This is a genomic window from Leisingera sp. ABM4_103, assembly GCF_056158685.1.
On the sequence record NZ_JBSWTU010000005.1, the window covers coordinates 253,388 to 277,075 of the forward strand.

The following is a 23,688-nucleotide window of genomic DNA, read 5'->3' on the forward strand; positions in this document are numbered from 1 at the left end:
CCCGGCCGCAGGCCGGGCTGCGCCCGACCCTCCCGTCAAACCAAAGGTTTGCCTCCGGCAAAATGGGAGGGCGCATTCGCACCCTCCCAGGCTCGGGCGCAGCCCTCAGAGCGCCCATTGCTTACCAGAATACAAAGGCCTGACCCATGCACGTCGTCTTCCGCGAAAGCCACGGCCTTGACGAGACCGATACCCCGCAGGACCTCGGGCAGACGCCTGCGGACCTTGTGGTGCTGTCCTTCTCCGACAGCGACCTCGGCGCCTTTGCGGCAGGCTGGCACCGGGCGGACGGCAAACTGCCCAGCTTGCGCCTCGCCAACCTGGTGGCGCTCAAGCACCCGCTGTCGGTCGACGTCTACGCGGAACAGACGCTGGAGGGCGCCAAAGGTGTCCTCGTCCGCCTTATCGGCGGCGAAAGCTACTGGTCCTATGGCCTTGCCACCCTGCAGGACCTCGCCCGCCGCAAGGGCATTGCGCTGGCAATCCTGCCTGCCGACGGGCGCGAGGATGCGCGGCTCGACGAGCTGTCCACCCTGCCCGTCTCCACCCTGCGCCGCCTGCAATCCCTGTGCGACGCCGGCGGTGCGGTCGCGGCTCAGGCCGCGCTGGCCCAGCTGTCGCTGGCGGCAGGCCTTTACGCCGGGCCGGTGATCGGCCTCAAAACCACCCCCGAGCATGGCTTCTATGACCCGGCCAAGGGCGTGCTGGCCGACCTGCCGCCGCAGGACAAACCGCTGGTGCTGGTGAGCTTCTACCGCTCCTACCTCACCGCCGCCGACACCGCCCCGGTGGATGCGCTGATCGAAGAGCTGCGCGCGCGCGGCTACGCCGCTTATGGCGCCTTTGCCGCCAGCCTCAAGGCCCCCACCGCCGCCGATTGGCTGCGCGAAAAGCTGCCCGGGCTGAACCCGGCTGCCGTCATCAACGCCACCGCCTTTTCCGCTCAAGGCACCGACGGCAGCGCCTCACCGCTCAGCACGACCGGCTGCCCGGTATTCCAGGTCGCCCTCTCCACCGCCCGCAAGAAAGACTGGGCCGAGGCCGACCGCGGCCTGTCGCCCGCCGACCTCGCCATGCATGTGGTGCTGCCGGAGGTGGACGGCCGCATCTTCGCAGGCGTCGTCAGCTTCAAATCGCCGGGCAAGAAAGACCCGGACCTGCAGTACTCCCGCTTCGCCCACCGCGCCGACGCAGACCGGATCAAGGCCGCCATCGACCGCGTGGAGGGCTGGCTGCGCCTCGCCAAGCTGCCGAACACTGACAAGCGCCTCGCCCTGATCCTCTCCACCTACCCCGGGAGAGACCACAACCTCGCCCATGCCGTCGGCCTCGACGCGCTGGCCTCCTGCGACGAGATCCTGCGTGAGCTGGCCGCCCAGGGCTACGCCGCCGAAACGCTGGAAAACACCGGCCTGCGGCTGATGGAAGAGACCCTGAGCGTCCCGCTCGCAGAGTACAAGACCGCCCTCGCCACCCTGCCGCAGGAGTTGCAAGAGCGGCTGACGGAGGCCTGGGGCAACCCGGAAGAAGACGCTGACTGCCGCGACGGCGCCTTTCATTTCAAGGCTTTGCGTGCTGGCAACGCCCTGGTCGCGCTGCAGCCCGAACGCGGCGAGGTGAAAACCCGCGTCGACGACTACCACGACCTCGACCGCACCCCGCGCCACGCCTATGTGGCCTTCTACCTGTGGCTGCGCACCCAGACCGACGCCCTCATCCACATTGGCGCCCACGGCACCCTGGAGTGGCTGCCGGGCAAGGCGGTTGCGCTCTCCGGCGCCTGCTGGCCCGAGGTGCTGACCGGCCCGCTGCCCGTCGCCTACCCGTTCATCGTGAATGACCCCGGCGAGGCCGCCCAGGCCAAGCGCCGCATCGGTGCTGTCACCATCGGCCACCTGCCGCCGCCTCTGGCGCAGACCACCCTGCCGGAGGGCATGTCCCGCCTTGAAAGCCTCTTGGACGAATATTCCACCGCCGACGGTCTGGACCCGGCCCGCCGCGACCGGCTGATCGGCGACATCCGGGCAGAGGCGCAGGGCACCGGCGTCGAGGCTGATCTGGGCCTCACTGCGGACACCTCGCCTGCCGAGGCGATCACCCGCATCGACGCCTTCGTCTGCGACATCAAGGAAAGCCAGTACGGCGAGGGCCTGCATATCTTCGGCACCGGCCAATGCGGGCCTGAGGAACGCGCCGGCCTCATCGCCGCGCTGGACGGGAAAATCGTCACCCCCGGCCCCTCCGGCTCGCCGTTCCGGGGCCGCGCCGATGTGATCCCCACCGGGCGCAACCTCTTTACCACCGACCCGCGGGCGGTGCCGTCGCGGGCGGCGCATGCGCAAGGGGTCAAGCTGGCGGAAGAGCTGCTGCGCCGCCACCTTCAGGACCACGGCGACTGGCCCAAGGGGCTGGTGATCGACCTCTGGGGCTCCGCCACCATGCGCACCGCGGGCGAAGAATTCGCGATGGCCCTGCACCTCGCAGGCCTCGCGCCCAAGTGGGACGAAGGCTCCGAGCGCGTCTCCGGGTTTGAGGTGCTGCCGCTCTCAATGCTGAACCGCCCCCGGATCGATGTCACCCTGCGCGTCTCCGGCCTGTTCCGCGATGTGTTCCCCGGCCTTGCCCAGATGTTTGAAACCGCCGCCGCCGCGCTGGCCGCACGCGAGGAAACCCAGGCCGACAACCCCTATCTCGCCGAGACCCCGCGCGTCTTCGGCCCCAAGCCGGGCCAATACGGCCTCTCGATGAATCCGCATCTGGACGACTACAGCGACGAGGCCCGCGCCGCGGCGGGCGAGGCCTGGCTCAACGCTTCCTCCCACGCCATCGACGCCAAGGGCACGATTACCGACGCCCGCGAGGCGCTGGAAACCCGGCTGCAGGGCGCCGACAGTTTTGTGCACCTGCAGGACCTGCCGGAAACCGACTTGCTGGTCGCCTCCGACTACGCCGCGCATGAGGCGGGATTTGCCGCTGCCATGGCGCGCATCGGCCAGGCGGCACCGGCGCTCTACCACATGGACGCCACCCGCCCCGACAAGCCGCAGGCGCGCAGCTTGGGCGAGGAAATCGCCCGCGTCACCCGCGCCCGTGCCGCCAACCCGGACTGGGCCACCTCGATGATGAACCACGGCTTCCGCGGCGCGGCGGAGATCGCTGCTACCCTCGACCACATGGCAGCCTTTGCGCATCTGGCGCAGGTGGTGCAACCGCATCTGTTCGACCTCTATTTTGAGGCCACCTTGGGCCGCGATGACCTGGTGGAGTTCATGGAGCGCGAAAACCCCGAGGCGCTCGCCGCCATGCGCGACCGCTTCCGGGCGCTGTTCGACGCCGGTCTCTGGAGCACCCGGCGCAACTCGATCATGGCAGAGCTGGAGGGCGCCGCATGAGTGCCGCCGCTGAGCCCAAGGTCTACGGCTGGTGCCCCGGCGCGCTGAGGCCGATGATGTCCGGCGACGGGCTGGTGGTGCGCGTGCGCGCACCGCTGGGTAAACTGTCCGTTAACCAGGCGCGCGGTGTCGCAAGACTTTCCCAGGAGTTCGGCAACGGCCTCCTCGACATCTCCGCCCGCGCCAACCTGCAAATGCGCGGCATCCGCGAAGACGCGCATGCAGAGCTGATCGAATCCTTGCGCGACCTACGGCTGATCGACATAGACGCCGGCGCCGAAGCACGCCGCAATGTTTTGCTCGCTCCGTTTTGGGCCGGTGGCGACGACACGCATGCCGTCGCCACCGGCCTCAGCGCTGCACTGACTGCCGCAACAGACCTGTCCCTGCCGGGCAAATTCGGCTTTGCCGTCGACTGCGGCGCGGACCCCGTGCTGCAAGACATTGCCGCCGATATCCGCGTCGAGCGCACAAAAGATGGTCTGATCCTGCGCGCAGACGGTGCAGAAACCGGCCTGCCCGTCACACGTGAATCCGCCGTTCCCGAAGCCCTCACCCTGGCCCGCTGGTTCCTCGACCAGGGCGGCGCGCCGGAAGGGCGCGGCAGGATGCACCGCCTCATCGCGCGCCGCGGGCCGCCGGCGGCGCACACGGCACCGATGGCAAAGGCCAGCTTCAGCGCAAAACCGGGCGCTGTCCCCGCGGGGACACTCGCTGCTTTGGAGTTCGGCCAGATGCCCGCCGCAACGCTGGCGCAGCTTGCTGACCACGGCGAAATCCGCCTCACCCCCTGGCGCGCGTTGCTGGTGGAGGGTGCCGCCAGCCTGCCGCCCCTGCCCGGCCTGATCCTGGATGCAACCGATCCGCGCCTGCAAGTGGTCGCGTGCACCGGCGCGCCCGGCTGCCTGCAGGCGCTTTCGGCCACACGCGATCTGGCGCGGGACTTGGCGGCCCATGTCCCCGCAGGGACAAAGCTGCATGTTTCCGGCTGCGCCAAGGGCTGCGCCTGCCCCGGCCCCGCGCCGCTCACCCTGACCGCCACCGGCCAGGACGAATTCTCCCTGATCCGCAATGGCACTGCCGCGGATCAGCCGTTAAAGACCCGCCTGAGCGCCGACGCATTGCGCGCCGCTCCCGAACTTCTGAAAGAGGGCAGCTGACATGCTCCACACCTATGAGACCAACGGCGCCGCGATCTACGCCGAAAGCTTTGCCACCATCCGCCGCGAAGCCGATCTGGCGCGCTTCAACAAGGACGAGGAGAGCGTCGTCGTGCGCATGATCCACGCCGCCGGCATGGTGGGTTTGGAAGAGCATGTGCGCTTTTCCGAAGGCATGGCCGAGACCGCCCGCGCCGCGCTGGCCAAGGGCGCGCCGATCCTGTGCGACGCCTATATGGTCTCCGAAGGCATCACCCGCCCGCGCCTGCCTGCCGACAACGAGGTGATCTGCACCCTGCGCGATCCCAAAGTGCCAGAGCTGGCCAAGGAAATGTCCAACACCCGCTCCGCCGCCGCGCTGGAGCTGTGGCGCCCGAAACTGGAAGGCGCCGTGGTCGCCATCGGCAATGCTCCCACCGCGCTGTTCCACCTGCTGAACATGCTGAAGGACCCGTCCTGCCCCCGCCCTGCCGCCATCATCGGCTGCCCGGTGGGTTTTGTCGGCGCGATGGAATCCAAGGACGCACTGATGGAAGACCTGCCGGTTCCGTCGATGATCGTGAAGGGCCGTCTGGGCGGTTCCGCCATCACTGTCGCTGCGGTGAACGCGCTGGCGAGCTGGAAAGAGTAACCGATGGGCAAAGTCATCTGCGCAGGGCTTGGCCCCGGTGATCCCGACCTGATGAGCGTCCGCTCGCACCGGCTGATTTCCTCCGCGCGCCACATCGCCTATTTCCGCAAGGCAGGCCGCCAGGGCCAGGCCCGTGCGATTGTCGAGGGGATGCTGGGTGAGGGCGTCACCGAGCACGCGATGGAATACCCGGTGACGACCGAGATCCATTTCTCGGATCCCGAATACAATCGGGTGCTGGCGGAATTCTACGACCAGTGGGCCGACACGCTTGCCGAGATTGCCAAGGGTGAGGACGTGGTCGTGCTCTGCGAGGGTGACCCGTTCCTTTATGGCTCCTACATGCACCTCTACACCCGCCTGCAGGGCCGCGCCGAGCAGGAGATCGTGCCCGGCATCACCGGCATGTCCGGCTGCTGGACCGCCTCCGGCCAGCCGATTACCTGGGGGGACGATGTGCTGACTGTGGCGATGGCCACCCTCAGCGAGGATGAGCTGGCCAAACGTGCCGCCGAGACCGACGCGCTGGTGGTCATGAAGATCGGCCGCAACCTGCCCAAGCTGCGCCGCGCGCTGGAACGTGCGGGCCGCGCGGAGGACGCTTGGCTGGTCGAGCGCGGCACCATGCCGGGGCAGACCGTGCAGAAGCTCTCGGAGATTGACGGCGAGGTGCCTTACTTCTCCATCGTACTGGTTCACGGACAGGGGCGCCGGCCATGAAACTATCGCAAAACGGTTGGGTGGTGATTGCCGGGCTTGGCCCGGGCAATGAGGCGCTGGTGACGCAGGAAGTGCGTGACGCCATCGGGGAAGCCACTGATATTGTTGGCTACATCCCCTACGTAAAACGCATCGAGCCGCGCGAGGGGCTGACCCTGCACGCCACCGACAACCGCGTCGAGGTCGACCGCGCCACCCATGCGCTGGAGATGGCCGCCGAGGGGAAACGCGTGGTCGTGGTTTCCTCCGGCGATCCGGGTGTGTTCGCCATGGCCTCCGCCGTGTTCGAGGCGCTGGAGAATAACACCGAAGCCCACCCGGAATGGCTGGATCTGGACATCAAAGTGCTGCCCGGCATAACCGCCATGCTGGCCGCTGCCGCCGCCATCGGCGCGCCGCTGGGGCATGACTTTGCCGCCATCAACCTCAGCGACAACCTGAAGCCATGGAGCCTGATCGAAAAGCGCCTGCAGCTGGTCGGTGAGGCCGGGCTGGCGATGGCGTTCTACAACCCGCGCTCCAAATCGCGGCCGCATCAGTTTGCCCGTGCGCTGGAGATCCTGCGGGAGGCTTGCGGTCAGGACACGCTGATCACCTTTGCCCGCGACGTGACCAAGCCTGGGCAGGAACTGCTGACGGTGCCGCTGAAAGACGCGACGCCCGAGATGGCCGACATGCGCACCGTGGTGATTGTCGGCAACCGCGATACCCGCCGGGTCGGCAACTACGTCTATACCCCCCGCTACGCGGCTGAGGGTTAATCTGCGGGATGCGACAGCCAGGCCAAAACCTCTGCCACGCTGCCCAGGACAGGGCGCTCGGGCACTTGCGGTCTGCCGATCATGATGACCGGCAGGTTCAGGCTGCGCGCGGCGGTGAGTTTGGCCGCGGCGCCCGCGCCGCCTGCGTTCTTGGCGATCACATGGGTGATGCCATGGCGCTGCATCAGTTCGGTATCCCCCGCGACGTCAAACGGCCCGCGGGCGATCTCGACCGTGGTTTGCGGCAGCGGCAAATCCGCTTCCGGCGCGTCCACCAGACGCAGCAGGTAGTGGTGCTGGGGTTTGGCGGCGAATTGGCTGAGGTTCTGTTTGCCGATCGCCAGGAACACTCGCGCCGGGGTGTCGGGCAGCGCAGTGACGGCCGCCTCTATGGTGTCCGCGTGAACCCAGTGGTCGCCTTCTCCCGCCTGCCAGGCGGGGCGCTCAAAGGCGCAGAGCGGCACGCCCGCCGCTTCGCAGGCAAGGACCGCGTTGGTGCTCATCTGCGCGGCAAACGGGTGGGTTGCGTCGATCACATGGGTGATGCTTTCCGTGCGCAGGTATTCTGCCAGCCCCTCGACGCCGCCAAAGCCGCCGACGCGTGTAGGCAGCGGCTGGCTGACGGGTTTGGCGGTGCGGCCCGCGTAGGAGAACACCGCGTCCGCGCCGGTTTCGGCAAGCGTCTTGGCGAGCGCCGAGGCTTCGGTGGTGCCGCCCAGCAGGAGGATGCGTGTCATGTCTGATCCGTGGCTCACAATCATTGGTCTGGGCGAAAATGGACTGGAAGGCTTGGGCGATGCAAGCCGGAAGGCACTGGCGGAGGCCGAAGTAATCTTTGGCGGTCCGCGCCACCTGGAACTGGCAGCGGCAGGCAGCAAAAGCCAGCCCTGGCCGGTGCCGTTTTCCATTGCGCCGGTGCTGGAGATGCGCGGGCGAAAGGTGGCTGTTTTGGCTTCGGGCGATCCGTTCTGGCATGGCGCAGGCGGCTCGCTGGCGCGGCATCTGGAGGCGGGTGAGTGGGTCTCTTACCCGGTGCCGTCGACCTTTGCGCTGGCGGCCAACCATCTGGCGTGGAAGCTGGAAGAGGTTCTGTGCCTCGGCCTGCACGCGGCCCCTTACGCGCGGTTGCGCCCTTTGCTTGGAAACGGGACGCGGGTTATCTGCACCATGCGGGATGGGGCTGCGCCCGTGGAGTTGGCGGAATGGCTGACTACTGCGGGCTTTGGTGCCTCCAAGCTAACCATGATGGAATTTTTGGGCGGGCCGCGGCAGCGGGTGCGTTCTGCTACTGCCGAAGCGTTTGATCTGCAAGACATTCAGGCCCCTGTTGCCGTGGCCGTTGAGGCCGCGGGCCATAAGGGTCTGCCGCAGGCGTCCGGGCTCGCCGATGGTTTCTTTGCCAGCGACGGGCAGATCACCAAACGCCCGATCCGGGCGCTGACGCTGTCGGCGCTGGCGCCGCGGGCGGGGGAACTGCTGTGGGATATCGGCGGCGGCTCCGGCTCAGTCTCGGTGGAGTGGTGCCTGGCGGCTTCCGGCGCGCGGGCCATCACCTTTGAGCCGCGCGAGAGCAGGCTGGAGAACATCCGCGCCAATGCGGCCGCCTTCGGGCTGGATTACCGGATGACACCGGTTCTGGGCAAGGCCCCGCACGTGCTGGAGGGCCAGCCCCTGCCCGATTGCGTGTTCATTGGCGGCGGCGGCTCGCAGGAACTGCTGGACCATCTGTGGGACATCCTGCCGGAAGGCACCCGGCTGGTCGCCAATGGCGTCACGCTGGAAACCGAGACGCTCTTGATGCGCGCCCATGCCGCGCGCGGCGGGCATCTTTTGAAGGCGGAAATCGCCGAAGCAGGCCCCTTGGGCACCATGCGCGGCTGGGAGCGGGCGCGGCCGGTCATTCAATGGAGCGTCACGCGATGAAGGTGGCGGGCATCGGATTTCGCAGTTCTGCCACGGCGGCGGATTTACAGGCGGCGCTGGCGCTGACCGGCGAACATGTGGATGCCGTCGCCTCCATCGCAGAGAAAGCCGAAGCGCCAGCGATGCAGGCGTTCGCCCGCGCCGCCGGCCTGCCGGTGATTGCGCTGCAGGAACAGGATATTGCCGGGGAGCGGACCTTCACCTGCTCGCCCCGGATCAAGGCGCGGTTTGGCACCGGGTCGCTGGCGGAAGCCGCGGCGCTGGCCGGGGCGCGCAAAGGGGCACCGGGCGCCAGCGCGCGCCTGCTGGCCCCCAGAGTTGTCACCGCGGATGGGCTTGCCACCGCGGCCATAGCAGAAAGACTTGAGCCATGACCGTTCACTTCATTGGCGCCGGACCGGGCGCTGCCGATCTTCTAACACTGCGCGGGCGCGACATCATCGCATCCTGCCCGGTGTGCCTGTACGCCGGTTCGCTGGTGCCGGAGGAAATCCTGAGCCACTGCCCGGCGGACGCGAAGATCGTGAACACCGCGGCGATGGATCTGGATGCCATCGTGGGTGAGATCAAGGCCGCGCATGCGGCAGGCCAGGACGTGGCGCGGCTGCATTCGGGCGACCTGTCGGTGTGGTCGGCGATGGGCGAGCAGATCCGCCGCCTGAAGGCCGAGGGAATCCCGGTGAGCGTCACCCCCGGCGTGCCGTCCTTTGCCGCCGCGGCTGCGGCGCTGGGGACTGAGCTGACCCTGCCGGGCCTCGGCCAGTCGGTGGTGCTGACCCGCACCCCGGGCCGCGCGTCCTCGATGCCCGCGGGCGAGTCGCTGGAGAACTTTGCCAAAACCGGTACCACGCTGGCGATCCACCTGTCGATTGGCAACCTGGACCATGTGGTCGACAGCCTGACGCCGCACTATGGCGCGGATTGCCCGGTCGCGGTGGTCTACCGTGCCAGCTGGCCGGACCAGCAGATCATCCGCGCCACGCTGGACACCCTGAAGGAGTTGCTGGACGAGAAGATCTCCCGCACCGCGCTGATCCTGGTGGGGCCGGTGCTGAAGGGAGAAGGCTTTGACGAGAGCTGCCTTTATTCCACCGATTACGACCGCCGCTACCGGCCGCAAAGCGCCGACAGCCCGTGGTCGAGCTGGAGCCATGGGGATGACTGAATTCCATCCAACACGAGGGCAGCGCCTGACCCGGGGTGGGCGTGAAGCGCCCGCCCATGGGGCGGGTCGGGCGCTGCCCGTGCCGCAAGCGGCACAGGCGGAACTTGAGGAGAACGCACAATGACACCTCCTGGCCTGATGATTTCGGCCCCTTCCTCGGGCACCGGCAAGACAACTGTGATGCTGGGCCTCTTGCGAGCACTGGCCGAGGACGGGCTGACCGTGCAGCCCTACAAGAGCGGCCCCGATTATATCGACCCCGCCTTCCATCTGGCAGCCGCCAAGCGGCCCAGTTTCAACCTGGACACATGGGCGATGGATGGCGGGCTGCTGGATGCGGTCGCCGGCCAGTCGGCGGGCGCGGAAATCTGCGTCGGCGAGGGCTCGATGGGGCTTTACGACGGCGTGGCAACGCGCGGGCAGTCGGGCTTCGGCTCCTCTGCCGAGACCGCCAAGCGGATGGGCTGGCCGGTGGTGCTGGTCGTCGATGTAGGCGGTCAGGCGCAGTCGGCCGCGGCTACCGCGCTGGGGTTCAAGAACTACGACCCGGAACTGCCCTTTGCGGGCGTCATCCTGAACCGCGTCGCCAGCCCGCGCCATGAGCGGCTGACGCGCCTCGGCATGGAGAAGGCAGGCATCAAGGTGCTGGGCTCCCTGCCGCGGCGCGGCGATCTGACCTTGCCCGAACGCCACCTGGGCCTCATTCAGGCGGTGGAGCACCCGGATCTGGAAGCCGCCATCGCAGGTTACGCCGCGTTCCTGCGCGAGCATGTGGATCTGGAGGCGATCAAGGCCGCCGCTCTGGCGGGCCAGACTCCTGCCCCGGCAAACCTGCCCGGGCCGCCCGCGCAGCGGATTGCACTGGCCCGCGATGCGGCGTTCTCCTTCACCTATCCGCATCTGCTGGAAGGCTGGCGCGCGGCGGGGGCTGAGATCCTGCCGTTCTCGCCGCTGGCCGATGAGGCCCCGGTGGCGGATGCCGATCTGGTCTGGCTGCCCGGCGGCTATCCTGAACTGCATGGCGGCACGCTGGCCACGGCGGAGACCTTCCGCGCGGGCGTGCGCAAGCACGCCGAAACCAAGCCGGTTCATGGCGAATGCGGCGGCTACATGGCCCTGGGCGAGGCGCTGATCGACAAGGAAGGCAACCGGCATGCGATGCTGGGGCTGCTGGGACTTGTGACCTCCTACGAAAAGCGCAAGTTCCACCTCGGGTACCGCCGCGCCATCCTGCAGGCGGGAATGCCTGGATTTGGCGCAGGCAACGCCCTGCGCGGGCATGAATTCCACTATTCCACCATCCTGGAAGAGCCCGACGCGCCGCTGGCCAATGTCATGGACGCCGACGGCAACCCGGTGCCTGAGACCGGCTCCATCAAGGGCAACGTCACGGGCACCTTCTTCCACCTCATCACGGGAGAGCAGGCATGAGCGGTTTTGTGAGCTTTGTCTCCTCCGGACCGGGCGATCCGGAACTGCTGACCGTCAAAGCGGTCAAGCGGCTGGAGACGGCGGATGCGATCCTGTTCGATGACCTCTCGTCCGGGCCGATCCTGAGCCATGCGCGTGCGGACGCTGACCTGGTGGGTGTCGGCAAACGGGCTGGCCGCCCCTCGCCCAAGCAGGACCATGTAAGCCAGCTGCTGGTCGACTACGCGTCCTCCGGCCTCAATGTGGTGCGGTTGAAGTCCGGCGATTCCGGCGTCTTCGGGCGGCTGGAGGAAGAGATGACTGCGCTGCGCGAGGCGGGCATCGGATTCGAGATCGTGCCCGGCGTCACCGCAGCCTCGGCGGCGGCGGCGGCAGCGAACATTCCGCTGACCCGGCGGCTGACCGCCCGGCGGCTGCAGTTCATCACCGGCCATGACGTGACCGGCGGGCTGCCGGACGATTTGAACATGGCGGCGCTGGCCGACCCGCATGCCACCACCGTGGTCTATATGGGCAAGAGCACCTTTGCCGCGCTGGCAGAGAAGCTGATGGAGGCCGGACTGCCCGAAGAAACTCACGCGCTGGTGGCGCTGGGGGTCTCCACCCCGCAGCAGCAACTCTTCTGCCACACAGTGGGCGAGCTGCCGGCGGTGCTGCGCGCGATGGAAACCAAGGCGCCGGTGCTGATCCTGTACGGGCCGCTGGCGGATCAGGACCTGCCGGGCGCATAAGCCTGCAATTCAGAAAGACCCCCTTATGATTGAGCTTTCCCTGATCGGCATCGGCACCGGTAACCCGCAGCACATGACGCTGCAGGCGATTGAGGCGCTGAACGCGCAGGACCTGATCCTGATCCCCAACAAGGGTGCAGGCAAGGACGATCTGGCGGGCCTGCGGCGCGAGATCTGCAACCGGGCGATCAGGGGCAATGGCCCCAAGATCGTCGAGTTTTCCCTGCCGGTGCGGGACGAGGCCACCAGGAACTACCGCAAGCGGGTGGATGACTGGCACGACGCGATCGCGGACATCTGGTGGCAGACTATCTCCGCCAACCTGCCCGCGGGCGGCAAAGCCGGGTTCCTGGTCTGGGGCGACCCGTCGCTTTATGACAGCACCATGCGGATTGCCGACCGGCTGCAGAAGCTGGCCGAAATCAAGCTGACGGTCATTCCCGGCATCACCTCGATCCAGGCGCTGACTGCGGCCCACGCCATCCCGGTCAACGAAATCGGCGCGCCGTTCACCATCACCACCGGCCGCCAGCTGCGTGAAAACGGCTGGCCGGACAGTGCGGATACGCTGGTGATCATGCTGGACGGGGAATGCTCCTTTCAGTCCATCGACCCGCAGGGGGTGGAGATCTTCTGGACCGCCTATGCCGGGATGGAGAACCAGATTTCCGTCGCAGGCCCTCTGGGAGAGGTGTCGGAAAAGATCATCGCAACCCGCGCCGGGGCCCGGGCTGAACATGGGTGGATTATGGATATCTACCTGCTGCGGCGGAAATAAGCCGCAGCCTCAGCCGCGGAACAAGGCCCGGAACCGTCTTTGCGTCCCTGGGCTGTTGAAGGCTTGGAATTTCTGCTCGACCTGAGCGCGCGCGTCCAGCTGGTTCTGGTGCAGCACCGCAATCAGCGCGCCGGCGCTCAGCGCGATGTCCCGTGTGGCCGCGGGGCTGCCTGCGAATGCCAGAAGCGCCGCCTGCTGGACGGAGCAATCGTTGAAATCCCCGAGCGTATTCTGAAGTTTTTTCAGCGGCTTCAACAGCACCTTCAGGTCTTCGCTCTCAAACAGCGGCTCAAACAGCTCCATAAGGTAGCGCAGCTTCTTGCAGTTGATGCGCAGTTCATGCACTTCGCTGTCCGGCGTCTCTGCGGTGATGCGCTCCGCAATGGCGCAGACCTTGACGTAGCGCTTCCAGATCAGCCTTTGCGCCAGCTTCAGGGCCGGGCGCCCGGCCTTGGGGCCTGGCACAATCACAGCTTCATCAGCGAATTCTGATTGCAGCGCGGCGATTTGCCGGTTGTACCGGGCTCCGGTCAGGCGGCGGGCAAGCTGCTTGCGGCAATGCTGCCGCTCCGCTTCGAAGGCTGCAAACATCGCATCCAGCCCCGGATGCAGCGGCTCCGGGACCTGCGCGTAATACTGTTCGCGCTGCAGCAGGCAAACATCCAGATCCCGCAGCCGCCCGGTGGTGTCCATCAGGCCGGAGAACACCTGTTTCAACCGCGCGGTGTCCCGGGCGGTGAATACGCCCTTGAACAGGCTCAGCACCGACCGGATCCGGCGCAGAGAGATCCGGTAGTCGTGCAGGAATTCGGTGTCGAGGTCCGAGATGATGCCCGGCTCGTTCTGCCGCGCAACGCTAAGGCACGAACGGATGATAGCGGCTGCCGCGTCCAGGGACCGCTGACCCGGGGCCAGCGGCACCGGCGGTTTCAGGCTGTAAGCAGGCCGGTCCGGCGCCAGCAGCGCGTAGAGATCAGCCGGAGCGGCAGGCACGGCCCCTTGGCTGGTCAGGAATTGCAATGCTGCATCCCGCGGCTTCCCCGGGCCGGCCTGCACGCTGAACAGCGAAACGGAGCCGAAGGCGCCAGTGAATTGCCAGCGGACCAAGGCACCGCTGGCCGCCCGTTTCCAGGTGATCCCGTACCGCTTGCGCGCCAGCCGGCCCGAGGCCACAGGCAGCAGCCGGCGCAGCGGGAACAGACCGCGCAGGGCCTCCTTCACCGGCCCGGCGGGCAGGTCGTGCAGGAAATCCCCTGAACGCTTGGCAGATTGGGTCAGCACATCGCCGTGCCCCAGCAGGTGCAGTTTCCTGCCGCGCTCAACCAGCAGGCAGCCGCTGGACCGGATGGAGCCGTCAAAGCAATCCAAGACGGTGAAATCTGCAGGTTTCGCCGTCTTCTTCTTGCGGAACTGCAGTTTGCCCCGGCGCCCGCCCAGCTTGGGCGTGCCTTTCACAGAAGGCTTCAGCAGGTAAAGCTGTCCGGCTTTGGCCATGTGATCAGGGTCCGGTTGGGCTTCTGAAAGCGGATCGGGCGCACATGCTGCGCCCACCATCAACCTAGGCCGAAGACGTGCCGTTTGCAGGGGAAACCGGAGCGGCCAAAGCGGTGGCAGTCTGCGGAGTGGCGGGGAGACAGGGATTCGAACCCTGGGAACGCTCTCACGTTCAACGGTTTTCAAGACCGCCGCATTCGACCACTCTGCCACCTCCCCGGTCCGTCAGCGGTTTAGGATGCAACGCAGGGCGAGGCAAGGGGAAATCCTGGCCCGGCGGACAGCGCGCAAGGGAAATTTCCGCAGCACGCCCGGACGCGCGGATTCATGCCGCCGCCCCGGCTTTCCCCTGTGCCGCGCCCCGTCAGGGTTTTCATGGCTGAAAGTGCAGGCTATCATGCCGCCAAACCAAGAAGACCGGCAATTCCGGCGGGGGCGCAGAAGCGCCGCGGGCACAGGCAAGGATGAAAGCATGAAAGACACCATGTCGAAAGCAAGGACGGCCCCGCGTGCCGCCGCGGCGGCCTTGGGCCTGCTGGTTCTGGCAGGCTGCGAGGACGGGCCGAAACTGGGCTTTCTGCAACCCAAACCCAAGGCGGAGGGGGCCGTTGAGGCCTCCAGCAGCACCAAGCTGGTGGAGCGCGACGTGGAAGCGCCGGATGTGTTCCAGGTGACCGAGGCGGGCCTGTGGGACGGCCGTCCGTCGATCGGCGGCGTCTGGGTGGCGCATCCCGACACCAAGGACCCGGAACGGGTGATCATCCGCAACAATGCCAATGGCCAGTTCGTGATCGGCGCGCTGTTCCGCCGCGAGCGGGAGATCCCGGGACCGCGGCTGCAGGTCTCGTCTGATGCGGCGGCGGCCCTGGGCATGCTGGCCGGTGCGCCGTCGGAACTGAACGTGACCGCCCTGCGGCGCGAGGAAGCCGGGCCGGAACCGCAGCCGGAAGACCAGCCTGGCGCTGATGCTGCCCTGCCGGAAGCCGCAGACGTGAGCGAGGCCGCGCTGGCGGGCAGCGGCGAGATTACCGAAACCGCGCTGGACCCGATTGCCGGTGCGGCTGCTGCAATTGACGCTTCCGCCCCGGCACAGGCCGTGCCTGCCAAGGCAGAGCCCGCCGCGGCCCCTGCCCCCGCACCGCAGAAATCCGCGCTGAGCAAGCCCTTCATCCAGATCGGCATCTTCAGCGTCGAGGCGAACGCCAAGCGGACCGCCAACATGATGCGCAGCGCGGGCATGGTGCCGGTGGTGCGGGAACAGTCCTCCAGCGGCAAGACGTTCTGGCGGGTGCTGGTCGGCCCGGCACAGAACAAGACCGAACGCAGCCAGCTGTTGAAAAGCGTGAAGGAAACCGGATTTGCGGATGCCTATGCTGTCACCAATTAAGCGAAACACCATGCACCTGGGCCAAGCCCTGAAATCCTCCCTGCGGCTGGCGCTGGCGGCGGGCCTGGCGGTCAGCCTGCCGGCGCTGCCGGCTGCGGCCTTTGATACCAGCGCGCGCGCGGCCTATGTGCTGGATGCGGGCACCGACACGGTGCTTTTGTCCAAGAACTCGGATGTGCCGCTGCCGCCGGCCTCCATGTCCAAGCTGATGACGCTGTATGTGGCGTTTGAAGCCCTGCGCGACGGGCGGCTGACGCTGGATGAGCGGCTGCCGGTGAGCGAGCACGCGATGAGCTATGGCGGCTCCACCATGTTCCTGGACACCACCGACCGGGTGCGGGTCGAGGACCTGCTGCGCGGCATCATCGTGCTGTCGGGCAATGACGCCTGCGTGGTGATTGCCGAAGCACTGAGCCCCGATGGCACCGAGGCCGGCTTTGCCCGCTACATGACCAAGCGGGCCGAGGATCTGGGCATGACCGCCTCGACCTTCGCCAACTCGAACGGCTGGCCTGCCGCCGGTCACCGGATGTCGGTGCATGACCTGGCGGTCCTGGCCGAGCGGCTGATCGAGGACTTCCCGGAATACTACCCGCTGTTTGCCGAGACCACGTTCGAATTCGATGGCCGCGCGCCCTCCAACATCCGCAACCGCAACCCGCTGCTGAAGCTGGGGATCGGTGCCGACGGGCTGAAGACGGGCCACACCGAGGAAGCGGGCTATGGCCTGGTCGGCTCTGCCAAGCAGGGCGACCGGCGGGTGATCTTTGTGGTTTCCGGGCTCGACACCGAGCGCGGTCGCGCAGAGGAGGCGGAAGCCATTGTTAACTGGTCGTTTCGCCAATTTGCCAAGAAAACCGTCGCCAAAGAGGGTATCGCCATCGCCGAAGCCGAGATTTGGCGGGGGGCCGAGCAATCGGTAGGGCTGGTGCCGGCCAAGGACCTGGAAATCCTGCTGCCGTCGCTGGCAGCCAACACCATCCAGGGCGAAGTCGTCTATAACGGTCCGATTGAGGCGCCGGTGGCGAAAGGCCAGCGGCTGGCGGAGCTGGTGCTGCAGCCCGAGGAGCTGCCGGAGGTGCGGCTGCCGCTGGTGGCGGAAAGCGACGTGCCCGCGGGCGGCTTTGTGGTGCGGGTCAAGACCGCCGCACAGGTGCTGATCAAGCAATTCCTGACCGGTCCCGAGGGGGCACTGTGACGGCGGGCGGCAAGCGCGGGTTGTTCATCACCTTTGAAGGCATCGACGGCTCCGGGAAATCGACGCAGTGCCAGCTGCTGGCAGAAGCCCTGCGCGCGGCGGGCCGCGATGTGGTGCTGACGCGGGAGCCCGGCGGCTCCCCCGGGGCCGAGGAGATCCGCCGGCTGGTGCTGGAGGGCGACCCCGACCGCTGGTCGGCGGAGACCGAGCTTTTACTGTTCATGGCGGCGCGGCGCGATCACTTGGAGCGCACCATCGAGCCCGCTCTGGCCGCGGGCAAGGTGGTGATCTGCGACCGCTTTGCAGACAGCACGCGGATGTATCAGGGCCTGTCGCGCGGCGATCTGCGCGCGGCTGTCGACCAGATGCACAAGCTGATGATCGGGCGCGAGCCGGACCTGACCCTGCTGATTGACATGGACCCGGCCGAGGGCCTGGCCCGCGCTAAGGGGCGGCAGGGCAAGGAGGAACGCTTCGAGGATTTCGGGGTCGGGCTGCAGGAGAAGATGCGCGCCGGGTTTCTGGCGCTGGCGCAGGAATTCGCGGACCGCTTCCGGGTGGTCGATGGCGCCCGCCCTGTCGAAGAGGTGGCCGCTGATGTGCGCAGGCTGGCGGAAGATGCGCTGGAAGGAAGCGGGGCATGAGCGCTGACGACGACCTGCCGCGCGCCGACCAGGCCGAGGGCGCGCCGCATCCGCGCGAAACCCTGCGGCTGATCGGCCAGGAGGCAGCGGAGCAGGACTTCCTGACCGCCTACAATTCCGACCGGCTGCACCACGGCTGGCTGCTGACCGGCCCGCAAGGGGTGGGCAAGGCCACTCTGGCATGGCGGATCGCGCGGTTTCTGCTGGCCACGCCGCCGGCGGAAGAGGGCCTGTTCGGCGCCCCGCCCCCGCCGCAGACCTTGGACGTTGACCCGGACCATCCGGTCTCGCACCGCATTCTGGCGCTGGCGGAACCGGGGCTGGCACCAATCACCCGCTCTTATGACGACAAGGGCAAGCTGCGCAGCCAGATCGTCGTGGACGATATCCGCAAGCTCAACCGCTTCTTTGGCCTGTCCGCCACCGACGGCGGGCGGCGGGTTGTGATTGTGGACGCCGCTGACGACATGAACGTGAGCGCCGCCAACGCACTGTTGAAGATGCTGGAGGAGCCGCCTGCACGGACCACGATCCTGCTGATCTCTCATCAGCCCTCGCGCCTCTTGCCGACGATCCGCTCCCGCTGCCGCACCCTGCGGCTGGGGCCGCTGTCTGCACCGGACATGGAAGCCGCGCTGGCGCAATCAGGAGTCGAGCTGCCCCAGAACATGGACAATCTCGCGGCCCTGGCAGGTGGCTCCGTCGGCGCCGCTTTGCGGCTGATCAACCTGGGCGGGCTCAAGATCTATGCCGAGCTGGTGCAGATCCTCGATTCTATGCCGCGGCTGGACCGGCAGCGCGCGATGGCGCTGGCTGAGGCCGCCGCACAGCGGGGCGCGGCGGAACGTTTCGAGCTGCTGCTGTCACTGACGGAGATGGCGCTGGCCCGGCTGGCGCGCACCGGCGCGACGGGGACTCCGCCAGCGCCGGAAGCGGCACCGCAGGAAGCAGCGATGCTGTCGCGGCTGTCGCCTGATCCCCGCAAAGCGCGCGCCTGGGCCGACCTTGCAGCAGAAGTGACCGCCCGTGCCCGCCACGGCCAGGCGGTGAACCTTGACCCCGCGGCGCTTGTCCTAGATACGGTTTTCAAGATGCAGGAAACCGCGTCGCGCTAGGCTTCCGGCCCGGCGCAAGCGGCACCAGAGGATCCATGACCGAGACGCCCCCCCAGATTACCGACAGCCACTGCCATCTGGACTTCCCGGACTTTGAGGGCCGCCTGGATGAGGTGATTGCCAGCGCCGCTGAGGCTGGCGTGACCCGGATGGTGACGATCTGCACCAAGATGAAAAACGAGCCGGCTGTGCGCGCGATTGCCGAAGCGCATGCGCCGGTCTTCTACGCCGCGGGCACCCACCCGATGAGCGCGGCGGATGAGCCGCTGGTCTCGGTGGATGAGCTGGTGGCGCTGGCCAAACACCCGAAGTTCGTCGGCATCGGCGAGACCGGGCTGGACTACCACTACACCGCCGACAGCGCTGCCGTGCAGCAGGAGTCGCTGCGCATCCATATCGCCGCCGCACGCGAGACCGGCCTGCCGCTGATCATCCACGCCCGGGCGGCCGATGACGACATGGCGCGTATCCTGAGCGAAGAGATGAACAACGGCGCATACTCCTGCGTGATGCACTGTTTCTCCTCCTCCGCAGAGCTGGCCAAGGCGGCGCTGGACCTCGGGTTCTACCTGTCGATGTCCGGCATCGCCGCCTTCCCCAAGAGCCAGGAGCTGCGCGACATCTTTGCCGCCGCGCCGGTGGAGCGCATCCTGGTGGAGACCGACGCCCCCTACCTGGCGCCGCCGCCCTACCGCGGCAAGCGCAACGAGCCTGCCTATACCGCCTTTACCGCCAAGGTGGGCGCAGAAGTGTTCGGCATGGACTACGCCGGTTTTGCCGCGCAGACGCAGGCGAATTTCGACCGGCTGTTCTGGAAAGCCGCCCAGTATGAGGCCGCCGCCTGATGGCAGAGATGCGTTTTACCATCCTCGGCTCGGGCTCGTCGGGCGGGGTGCCGCGGATTGGCGGCCACTGGGGCGATTGCGACCCCAAGAACCCGAAGAACCGGCGCCGCCGCTGCTCGATGCTGGTGGAGCGCGACGGGCCTGACGGCACCACGTCGGTGCTGATCGACACCACGCCGGACATGCGCAGCCAGCTGCTGGATGCAGAGGTGAGCCGCCTGGACGCGGTGGTCTACACCCATTCCCATGCCGACCATCTGCACGGGATCGACGATCTGCGCATGGTCTATTTCAACATGCGCCAGCGCATCCCGGTCTATGCCGACGGGGCGACCCAGAACGACCTTCTGAACCGCTTTGGCTACGCCTTTGCGCAGCCCGACAACTCCCCCTATCCGCCGATCCTGGACCTGCAGACCATCGGCGGCCCGTTCACCATCAGCGGGCCCGGCGGCGGGATCACCTTCCGGCCGTTCGAGGTCAGCCACGGTTCCATTGACTCGCTGGGCTTCCGCATCGGCGGGCTGGCCTATCTGCCGGATGTGTCGACGATCCCCGACAGCGCGCTGCCGGAACTGGAAGGGCTGGATGTGTGGATCCTGGACGGGCTGCGCCGCACCCCGCACCCGACCCATTTCAGCTACCAGGAGGCGCTGGAGTGGTTCGAAAAGATGGCCCCCAAACGCGGCGTCATCACCAACATGCATATCGACATGGATTACGACACGGTCGAGGCTGAGACCCCTGACCATATCACCCCCGCCTTTGATGGGATGGTGATCCGGATGGAGGTCTGAAGGGGCGCAACGCAGCGCCCCTTTTCTTTTGAGGAATTTGAGGAAGCACCGTGTTTCAGAGCCTGATTGACGTCATTCTGCCGGTGTTTCTGGTTGTCGGCGCAGGCTACGCCGCCACCGCCAGGCGCGTGCTGAGCCAGGATCACATCGAAGGGGTGATGAAGTTCGCCCAGGGCTTTGCCATTCCATGCCTGCTGTTCAAGGCGATGGCAGAGCTGGATCTTTCCGCCAGTTTCGATCCGCGGCTGCTGGCGAGCTTCTATACCGGCGCATTCACCTGCTTTCTGATTGGCGTCTTCGGTGCCCGGACCTTGTTCAAGCGGGACTGGGAGGACTGTATCGCCATCGGGTTCTGCTGCCTGTTCTCGAACTCTGTCCTGCTGGGGCTGCCGATCACCGAGCGCGCGTTCGGACCTGAGAACCTGACCGGCAACTACGCGATCATCGCGTTTCATTCGCCGTTCTGCTACGGCGTGGGCATTACCGCGATGGAGTTTGTGCGCAACCGCGGGGCGGGCGGCATCAAGACTGTCACATCCGTGCTGAACGCGATGTTCCGCAACGTGCTGATCCTCGGCATCGCGCTGGGGTTTGCTGTGAACCTCTCCGGGTTTGCCATTCCGCTGGTATTGGATGAGGCGCTGTCGCTGATTATCCGCGCCGCCCTGCCCTGCGCGCTGTTTGCCTTGGGCGGGGTGCTGGTCAAATACCGGCCAGAGGGCGACATGCGGGCGATCCTGTTTGTCTGTTTCACCTCGCTGATGATCCACCCGGCGATTGTCTGGACGCTGGGCTCGGCCTTGGCGCTGCCGCTGGACTTGTTCCGCTCCGCCGTGCTGAATGCGGCGATGGCGACCGGGTTCAATGGCTATATCTTTGCCAATATGTACGGGCGGGCCAAGCGGGTGGCGGCGTCCTCGGTGCTGATTGCCACCGGCGCCAGCATCCTGACAGTGTGGTTCTGGCTGCTGGTTTTGAGCTGATAGTTGGCGGCGGGCGGTGGGCGGAATCGCCCACCCTACGGGCCATTCAGCGTAGGGTGGGCGATTCCGCCCACCGTCCAGCCTCACCAGCGAGGATCGTCCAGTTCCAGAGGAAAACCTTTGGGCAGCAGACCGGCCTGAAACCAGCTGATGAAGGAATGGATCGAAAACACCGGCAGCCCGGTCGCTTTGCGCACATCACGGGCGTAGGGCACCATATTTGTGCATTCCAGCACGATAGCGCCCAGGTCCGGTATCTCCGCCACCATTCCACGGGCAGCGTCGATCATGTCCAGGCGGCAGGCCTCGAAGTCGATTGAGGCCTCGTCGCCCAGGATGTCGCGGGTAAAGGCGCGGAGGCCGTCTGTGCCGGCAATGGGCGTATCCGGCGCAACACCTGCGGCAACAAGGTGGGCAGGTGTCAGCGTGGCCTTGGAGATCGTCAGGATGCCGCAGCGCTTGCCCGCAGGCAGCAGATTCTGTACCATCGGCACCTGCATCAGCGAGGATGTCGCCACCGGCACGCCCAGCGCCTGTTTCACCTCGTCCTGGATCAGTGCCAGGAAACCGCAGTTGGTGGTGATGCCATCGGCCCCCATTGCCACCAGGTCGCGCCCGGCCTCGACAAACAGGTCCGCCAGCTCTTTGGGATTGCCGCGCACGACGTTCTCAGGGTTGGCACCGCGCACCACCTTGTAGTGCACCGGGAAGTCCCAGGTCATCGCGTTGCCCATGTCGCCATGGATGCGGGGAAAGCGGGTTTCCAGCATCAGGATGCCAACCGCCGCGCCGTAAACTGTCTTGCCGCCGTGTTCCATGTGGCTCCCCTACTCGTCCGGCACGTAAAGCTGGGAGAAGGCGATGCGGACAGCCTCCGTCGCCTCCTCCCGGCGTTTCTCGATATGGCTGCGCATGGCTGCTGTCGCGGCCTGCGCATCGCGGGCGGCGATCCCCTCGACAATCTGGCGGTGGGCCGAGATGTCGCCCGGAGCCTTGCCCCCGGCCCGGTCGCGAAGGCGTTTGAGGTCGATCAGCCGGATATAGCGGATGCGGCCATTCAGGTTGTTCAGGATGCGCTGCAGCTCGCTGTTGCCGGAGAGCTGCGCCAAGCGGGCGTGGAAGCTTTCGTCCATTGCCAGCAGCGCCTCCGGATCGGTGGCGCTTTCGTATTCCGGCTCCATCCGGTTCAGGTAGTCCGCCAGCGCCGCGATATCCTCATCCGAGGCACGGGTGCAGGCCAGCCGCACAGCTTCGCATTCCACTGCCACCCTAGCCTCGTACAAATCCATGATGTAGCTGGGCGTCAGCGGGCGGCAAAAGAAGCCGCGGTTGTTCTGGAAGGTCAGGAAGCCCTCGGCCACCAGCCGGTTCAGCGCCTCGCGCAGCGGCGTGCGGCTGGCGCCCAGCACCTCGGACAGCGCGCTTTCGTTGATCCGCTGGTCGGGCTTGAAGGCAAAATCCGCCGCCATCCGGCGCAGCGCCTCATAGACCCGGTCCACATTGCTTTCGCGTTTGGCCATGTTCCCGCCGTTCGTTCAATCCGAGGTGCAGATTAGGGAAGCGCCCGGCCCTGCGCAAGATTGAATTCTGCACTGCATACAATTCCGGGAGAAGGTCAGGTTTCTGCCACGCAGTACGTCGCCAGCTCCTGCTTCAACAGCGCCAGGAACTCCTGCCCTACCACTGACAGCGGGCGCGACTTGGAGGTGATCACCGCCATTTCCATCATGATCCTGGGCCGGAACGGACGGGAGACGAACCCGCCGCCGGTCTCGAAGCTCAGCACAAAGGGGTCGAGGATCGAGACCCCCATTCCCTCCTGCACAAAACTCAGGAGGTTCTTGAACATATGCGAATGCACGCGGGTTTTCAGCGGGATTCCAGCCTGCTGAAAGACTTCCCGGGTGCGGCGGTGGGTCATGTGCTCCGGCCCCATGACAATGAAGGGCACACCCTCCAGCAGCTCCGGTGTCAGCACCTCATGATCTGCCAGCGGACTGTCCGCAGGCATCGCCAGCCGGGTTTCGACGCTCACCGGATGCACTTCCAGCCCGTCGTGGATCAGCGGCATCTCGCAGACGCCGATCTCAAACAGGCCTGCGATCACCCATTCCTGGATCTTCAGCGAATACTGTGCCTGAAACGATATCGACATGTCCGGGCGTGTGCGGGCGAAGCGGGCGATCAGCGCGGGCATGAAGCCGAAGGACAGCGAGTGCTGAGAAGCAACCTGCAACTGGCCTGCCTGCTTGTTTTGAAGGTCGGTGACCGCCTGCGCCACGTGGTCCAGCCCGCGCACCACGGTATCGACCTCCTGAAACAGCACGCCTGCCTCCGGCGTCGGGATCAGCCGGCCCTTGCTGCGCTCGAACAGCTTGAGGCGGGTCTGGCGTTCCAGCTGGTAGAGCAGATTGGAGATGCCAGGCTGGGAAATGCCCAGCTGCTCGGCCGCGCCGGTAACGGTGCCGGTTTCGACAATGGCGTGGAAAGCCTGCAGCTGGCGGAAGCGGAGAGACATCGGCAGGTTATCACT

At 66.7% G+C, this 23,688-nt stretch carries 23 protein-coding genes and 1 tRNA gene; 18 read left to right on the plus strand and 6 right to left on the minus strand.

Annotated elements, in window-relative coordinates; translation table 11 throughout:
* The first annotated feature begins 146 nt into the window (after positions 1 to 146).
* From cobN to cobJ, 5 genes are read left to right on the plus strand one after another with little or no spacing between them, the layout of a single operon-like run.
* Entirely contained in the window at positions 147 to 3,392 is a 3,246-nt protein-coding gene (gene cobN / locus ACXAED_RS02940) for a cobaltochelatase subunit CobN (RefSeq protein ID WP_475046762.1), read from the plus strand.
* A complete protein-coding gene (cobG, locus tag ACXAED_RS02945) occupies positions 3,389 to 4,552 on the plus strand; it encodes a precorrin-3B synthase (protein WP_475046764.1) in 1,164 nt (387 codons plus the stop codon). The genes cobN and cobG overlap by 4 nt, the downstream gene beginning before the upstream one ends.
* A gap of 1 nt (position 4,553) precedes the next feature.
* Positions 4,554 to 5,183, plus strand: a complete 630-nt coding sequence (locus ACXAED_RS02950) for a precorrin-8X methylmutase (protein ID WP_475046765.1) — start codon at positions 4,554 to 4,556, stop codon at positions 5,181 to 5,183.
* Positions 5,184 to 5,186: 3 nt separating this feature from the next.
* Positions 5,187 to 5,903, plus strand: coding sequence for a precorrin-2 C(20)-methyltransferase (locus tag ACXAED_RS02955; RefSeq protein ID WP_475046767.1), 717 nt, complete (start codon positions 5,187 to 5,189; stop codon positions 5,901 to 5,903).
* Positions 5,900 to 6,664, plus strand: coding sequence for a precorrin-3B C(17)-methyltransferase (cobJ, locus tag ACXAED_RS02960; protein ID WP_475046768.1), 765 nt, complete (start codon positions 5,900 to 5,902; stop codon positions 6,662 to 6,664). Before ACXAED_RS02955 ends, cobJ begins: the two co-directional genes overlap by 4 nt.
* Here cobJ and ACXAED_RS02965 read toward each other — a convergent pair.
* A complete protein-coding gene (locus ACXAED_RS02965; RefSeq protein ID WP_475046770.1) occupies positions 6,661 to 7,401 on the minus strand; it encodes a cobalt-precorrin-6A reductase in 741 nt (246 codons plus the stop codon). The genes cobJ and ACXAED_RS02965 overlap by 4 nt on opposite strands.
* On the opposite strand from ACXAED_RS02965, the gene cbiE reads away from it, so the two are divergent.
* From cbiE to cobF, 6 genes are all read left to right on the plus strand, one after another.
* Positions 7,400 to 8,587 (plus strand): precorrin-6y C5,15-methyltransferase (decarboxylating) subunit CbiE, encoded by a 1,188-nt coding sequence (gene cbiE, locus ACXAED_RS02970; protein WP_475046771.1) that lies wholly within the window; start codon positions 7,400 to 7,402, stop codon positions 8,585 to 8,587. The two genes, ACXAED_RS02965 and cbiE, sit on opposite strands and share 2 nt — an antisense overlap.
* Positions 8,584 to 8,961: a cobalamin biosynthesis protein gene (locus tag ACXAED_RS02975; protein WP_475052993.1), complete on the plus strand. Its 378-nt coding sequence runs from the start codon at positions 8,584 to 8,586 to the stop codon at positions 8,959 to 8,961. The genes cbiE and ACXAED_RS02975 overlap by 4 nt, the downstream gene beginning before the upstream one ends.
* The gene (gene cobM, locus ACXAED_RS02980; protein ID WP_475046773.1) at positions 8,958 to 9,752 is read left to right on the plus strand and encodes a precorrin-4 C(11)-methyltransferase; all 795 of its coding nucleotides are present in this window, start codon (positions 8,958 to 8,960) and stop codon (positions 9,750 to 9,752) included. Before ACXAED_RS02975 ends, cobM begins: the two co-directional genes overlap by 4 nt.
* Positions 9,753 to 9,872: 120 nt before the next feature.
* Positions 9,873 to 11,183, plus strand: coding sequence for a cobyrinate a,c-diamide synthase (locus ACXAED_RS02985; protein ID WP_475046775.1), 1,311 nt, complete (start codon positions 9,873 to 9,875; stop codon positions 11,181 to 11,183).
* The gene (gene cobA, locus ACXAED_RS02990) at positions 11,180 to 11,914 is read left to right on the plus strand and encodes a uroporphyrinogen-III C-methyltransferase (protein WP_475046776.1); all 735 of its coding nucleotides are present in this window, start codon (positions 11,180 to 11,182) and stop codon (positions 11,912 to 11,914) included. Before ACXAED_RS02985 ends, cobA begins: the two co-directional genes overlap by 4 nt.
* A 25-nt stretch (positions 11,915 to 11,939) precedes the next feature.
* On the plus strand, positions 11,940 to 12,692 hold the full coding sequence (cobF, locus tag ACXAED_RS02995) for a precorrin-6A synthase (deacetylating) (protein ID WP_475046777.1): 753 nt from the start codon (positions 11,940 to 11,942) through the stop codon (positions 12,690 to 12,692).
* Positions 12,693 to 12,701: 9 nt separating this feature from the next.
* Here cobF and ACXAED_RS03000 read toward each other — a convergent pair whose 3' ends face one another.
* Both ACXAED_RS03000 and ACXAED_RS03005 read right to left on the minus strand, forming a co-directional pair.
* The gene (locus tag ACXAED_RS03000; protein WP_475046779.1) at positions 12,702 to 14,186 is read right to left on the minus strand and encodes a CHAD domain-containing protein; all 1,485 of its coding nucleotides are present in this window, start codon (positions 14,184 to 14,186) and stop codon (positions 12,702 to 12,704) included.
* Positions 14,187 to 14,315: 129 nt separating this feature from the next.
* Positions 14,316 to 14,405 (minus strand) — tRNA-Ser (locus ACXAED_RS03005).
* Between the two features lie 253 nt (positions 14,406 to 14,658).
* Between ACXAED_RS03005 and ACXAED_RS03010 the strand changes: the two genes are divergently transcribed.
* The 7 genes from ACXAED_RS03010 to ACXAED_RS03040 are packed head-to-tail and all read left to right on the plus strand — an operon-like array spanning position 14,659 to position 21,155.
* Complete coding sequence (locus ACXAED_RS03010) at positions 14,659 to 15,573, plus strand: SPOR domain-containing protein (RefSeq protein WP_475046780.1); 915 nt, start codon at positions 14,659 to 14,661, stop codon at positions 15,571 to 15,573.
* Between the two features lie 10 nt (positions 15,574 to 15,583).
* On the plus strand, positions 15,584 to 16,771 hold the full coding sequence (locus ACXAED_RS03015; RefSeq protein WP_475052994.1) for a D-alanyl-D-alanine carboxypeptidase family protein: 1,188 nt from the start codon (positions 15,584 to 15,586) through the stop codon (positions 16,769 to 16,771).
* Positions 16,768 to 17,415 (plus strand): dTMP kinase, encoded by a 648-nt coding sequence (gene tmk / locus ACXAED_RS03020; RefSeq protein ID WP_475046781.1) that lies wholly within the window; start codon positions 16,768 to 16,770, stop codon positions 17,413 to 17,415. The genes ACXAED_RS03015 and tmk overlap by 4 nt, the downstream gene beginning before the upstream one ends.
* Positions 17,412 to 18,530: a DNA polymerase III subunit delta' gene (locus tag ACXAED_RS03025; protein WP_475046782.1), complete on the plus strand. Its 1,119-nt coding sequence runs from the start codon at positions 17,412 to 17,414 to the stop codon at positions 18,528 to 18,530. The genes tmk and ACXAED_RS03025 overlap by 4 nt, the downstream gene beginning before the upstream one ends.
* Before the next feature lie 35 nt (positions 18,531 to 18,565).
* The gene (locus ACXAED_RS03030) at positions 18,566 to 19,375 is read left to right on the plus strand and encodes a TatD family hydrolase (RefSeq protein WP_475046784.1); all 810 of its coding nucleotides are present in this window, start codon (positions 18,566 to 18,568) and stop codon (positions 19,373 to 19,375) included.
* Positions 19,375 to 20,172 (plus strand): MBL fold metallo-hydrolase, encoded by a 798-nt coding sequence (locus tag ACXAED_RS03035; protein WP_475046785.1) that lies wholly within the window; start codon positions 19,375 to 19,377, stop codon positions 20,170 to 20,172. The genes ACXAED_RS03030 and ACXAED_RS03035 overlap by 1 nt, the downstream gene beginning before the upstream one ends.
* Positions 20,173 to 20,222: 50 nt before the next feature.
* Positions 20,223 to 21,155, plus strand: a complete 933-nt coding sequence (locus ACXAED_RS03040; RefSeq protein ID WP_475046787.1) for an AEC family transporter — start codon at positions 20,223 to 20,225, stop codon at positions 21,153 to 21,155.
* 83 nt (positions 21,156 to 21,238) lie between these two features.
* On the opposite strand, the gene ACXAED_RS03045 is transcribed toward ACXAED_RS03040, so the two are convergent.
* The 3 genes from ACXAED_RS03045 to ACXAED_RS03055 form a co-directional block, all read right to left on the minus strand.
* Positions 21,239 to 21,973 (minus strand): aspartate/glutamate racemase family protein, encoded by a 735-nt coding sequence (locus ACXAED_RS03045; RefSeq protein WP_475046789.1) that lies wholly within the window; start codon positions 21,971 to 21,973, stop codon positions 21,239 to 21,241.
* Positions 21,974 to 21,982: 9 nt separating this feature from the next.
* Positions 21,983 to 22,675, minus strand: coding sequence for a GntR family transcriptional regulator (locus ACXAED_RS03050; protein ID WP_475046790.1), 693 nt, complete (start codon positions 22,673 to 22,675; stop codon positions 21,983 to 21,985).
* Between the two features lie 95 nt (positions 22,676 to 22,770).
* On the minus strand, positions 22,771 to 23,673 hold the full coding sequence (locus ACXAED_RS03055; RefSeq protein WP_475052996.1) for a LysR family transcriptional regulator: 903 nt from the start codon (positions 23,671 to 23,673) through the stop codon (positions 22,771 to 22,773).
* Between the last annotated feature and the right edge of the window lie 15 nt (positions 23,674 to 23,688).